Here is a 2,279-nt window from a genome sequence, read left to right on the forward strand (position 1 = left end):
GGCGGGAGGCGTGGCGGCGGCTGCCGGCGGAGTATCGGGGCGCCTATCTGCTCGACGTCGCGCGGGCGTACCTCCCCTCGGCGACCGCGGCGGCGATCTTCAACCAGGCGTCGCGGGTGGCCGCGGAGAGCGCGCCGTACCGGATCGGCTCGCCGCTGTCGATGAGTCGCTCGTACGGCGCCAGCAGCACCGCCCTGGTTCGGGCCGCGAAGTGCTCCTGGATGGCCGGAAGGTCGATCTCCTTGCGCGACGGCGGCATCGACACCACCGTCACCGCCTGCCGGACCAGCCGCTGCCGGCCGCTCTGCTCCAGGTGGTCGAGCATCCGGGCGGCCGTCTCCGCCGAGTCGTTACGGGCCGACATGGTGACCACGAGCTGGTCGGTGGCATCCATCGACGCCTGCCAGTTCTGCGCCCGCACGTTGTTCCCGGTGTCCACGAAGATCAGCTTGTAGAACCGGCTGACCACCTCGCGGATCTCGGCGAACGCGGCAGCGGTCAGCATCTCGCCACCGGTCGCCGACTCGTCCGAGGCCAGGACGTCGAACATTCCCTCGCCCTGCGAGCGGACGTACTGCGACAGGTCACCGACCCGACCGTGCGCGCCCTGGAACTGCCCGAGGTCGCGCAGCATGTCCCGCACCGTGCGGGAGTGGAAGTCCTGCTGGGCCCGCATGCCGAGCGTGCCCTGGGTCTCGTTGTTGTCCCAGGCCAGCACATAGCCGCCACGCTTCTGCCCGAACGTCATGGCCAGCAGCAGGATGGCCACCGTCTTGCCGGCGCCGCCCTTCGGGTTGACCACGGTCACCTGCCGCAGTCCGCCGAAGTTGCGGCGCACCATCTCGATGTCCCGCTTGAGCTCCTGCTCGTGCCGCCCCGGCGAGAGCCGGAGCAGACCCATCTTGTTGACCACCGCGCGTACGCCCATGGTCGCCACCGGGTCGGCGGGCCGTACCTGCCGGCGGCGGGCGAAGTCCTCGGCCGTCGGCGCGGCCGTGGTCTCCGGAGTCCAGGTGGCGTCCGGGTAACCGGTGGCCGGCACCCGCGCCACCGGGTCGGTCTCCTGGTACTGCTGAGGCGGTGCCGGTGGAACCGCGGCCGCGCCCTGCTGCCAGGGCGGCGGATACCAACCCGGCGACGGCGGGAACGGCCCCGGCGGCGGGGTCGCCACCGCGCCCTGCTGCGGCGGCTCGACCGGTGCCGGGCCGGCCTGGCCGGGAATCGTCGGCGAGTACGTCTGACCGGCGTAGGTCTGGCCGGCGTACGTCTGCCCCGCTCCAGTGCCCTGGTCGACGGCGGGCGGTGGCGGTGGGACGGGCGGCGCGGGAATCGGCGGCGGCGCGACGGTGGCCTGGTCCTCGGCCGACGGGGGCGGGCTGGCCGGCCGCTGCGGCGGATACGCCCAGGGCGACTCGGTTGCCGGCCGTGCCGCCCCGACGGCAGGGCCGTCCTCCCCGGCACCGGCTGCTCCGCCAGCCTGCGGCACCGGCACCGGCACCGGCACCGCCGCTGCCGGGCCTGCGATGCTCGGACCTGCGGTGGTCGGCCCTGCGGTGCTCGGGCCTGCGGTGGTCGGCCCTGCGGTGGTCGGGCCTGCCGTGCTGGGATCTGCCGTCACCGGACCTGTGGCGGGCGGGCCTGCCGGGGTCGGTCGGTCGGTGGGCGTGGCTGCTGCCGCCGGGCGGTCCAGGGAGAACGGCAGGTCCAGGTCGACGCCGCCCGACGCGACCGGCGGGTCGGTGACCGGACCTGGGACAGGCTCGTCGGCCGGCGCCGCTCCGGCTGGGAAGCCCGTCGCCCCGGTTGCGGTGCCCGTCGCTAAGGCGGGGGTGCCCGTCGCTCCGGCTGGGATGGCCCCCGACAGCGTGCCGGTGGCCGGAGTGCCGGAGGTCGGCGGCGACGTGTCACTTCCTGGCCCGACGAGAGCACCCACGGCCGGCGGGACCGGTGCTGTCGACGGAACGGGTGGTGCGGGCGGAGTGGCCGGCGCCGGTGGCGCGGGCGGCGTGGGTGGAGTGGCCGGCGCGTCGGCCGGCGGCCAGCTCGGCTGCGCCGGTGCCCAACCCGTACCCGCCCCGCTCGGGCCGGTGGCCCCCCAGCCGCTCGGCGGCGGCACCGCCCCGGTCAGGGACGGGTAGTCCGACGGAGACGGCGGCGGCAGGGCTGCGGCCCCCGGCTGCCCGAGACGCGTACGAGGTGGGCCTGCCCAACCAGGGTGTGCAGATCCTCTACGAGGTGCTCAACGAGCTGCCCGACACCCTCGCCGAGCGGACGTACGC

At 75.3% G+C, this 2,279-nt stretch carries 2 protein-coding genes; one reads left to right on the plus strand and one right to left on the minus strand.

Annotated features, from left to right (window positions below; genetic code table 11):
* Positions 1-43: 43 nt before the first annotated feature.
* Entirely contained in the window at positions 44-1,933 is a 1,890-nt protein-coding gene (locus AB0J68_RS31160) for a chromosome partitioning protein (protein ID WP_363942347.1), read from the minus strand.
* Positions 1,934-1,947: 14 nt separating this feature from the next.
* Between AB0J68_RS31160 and AB0J68_RS31165 the strand changes: the two genes are divergently transcribed.
* Positions 1,948-2,279 (plus strand): hypothetical protein (locus AB0J68_RS31165; protein WP_363942349.1); only part of this gene is annotated, 332 nt, incomplete at its 3' end.

It is taken from the genome of Micromonospora sp. NPDC049580, assembly GCF_040675595.1.
Classification (GTDB): Bacteria; Actinomycetota; Actinomycetes; order Mycobacteriales; family Micromonosporaceae; genus Micromonospora.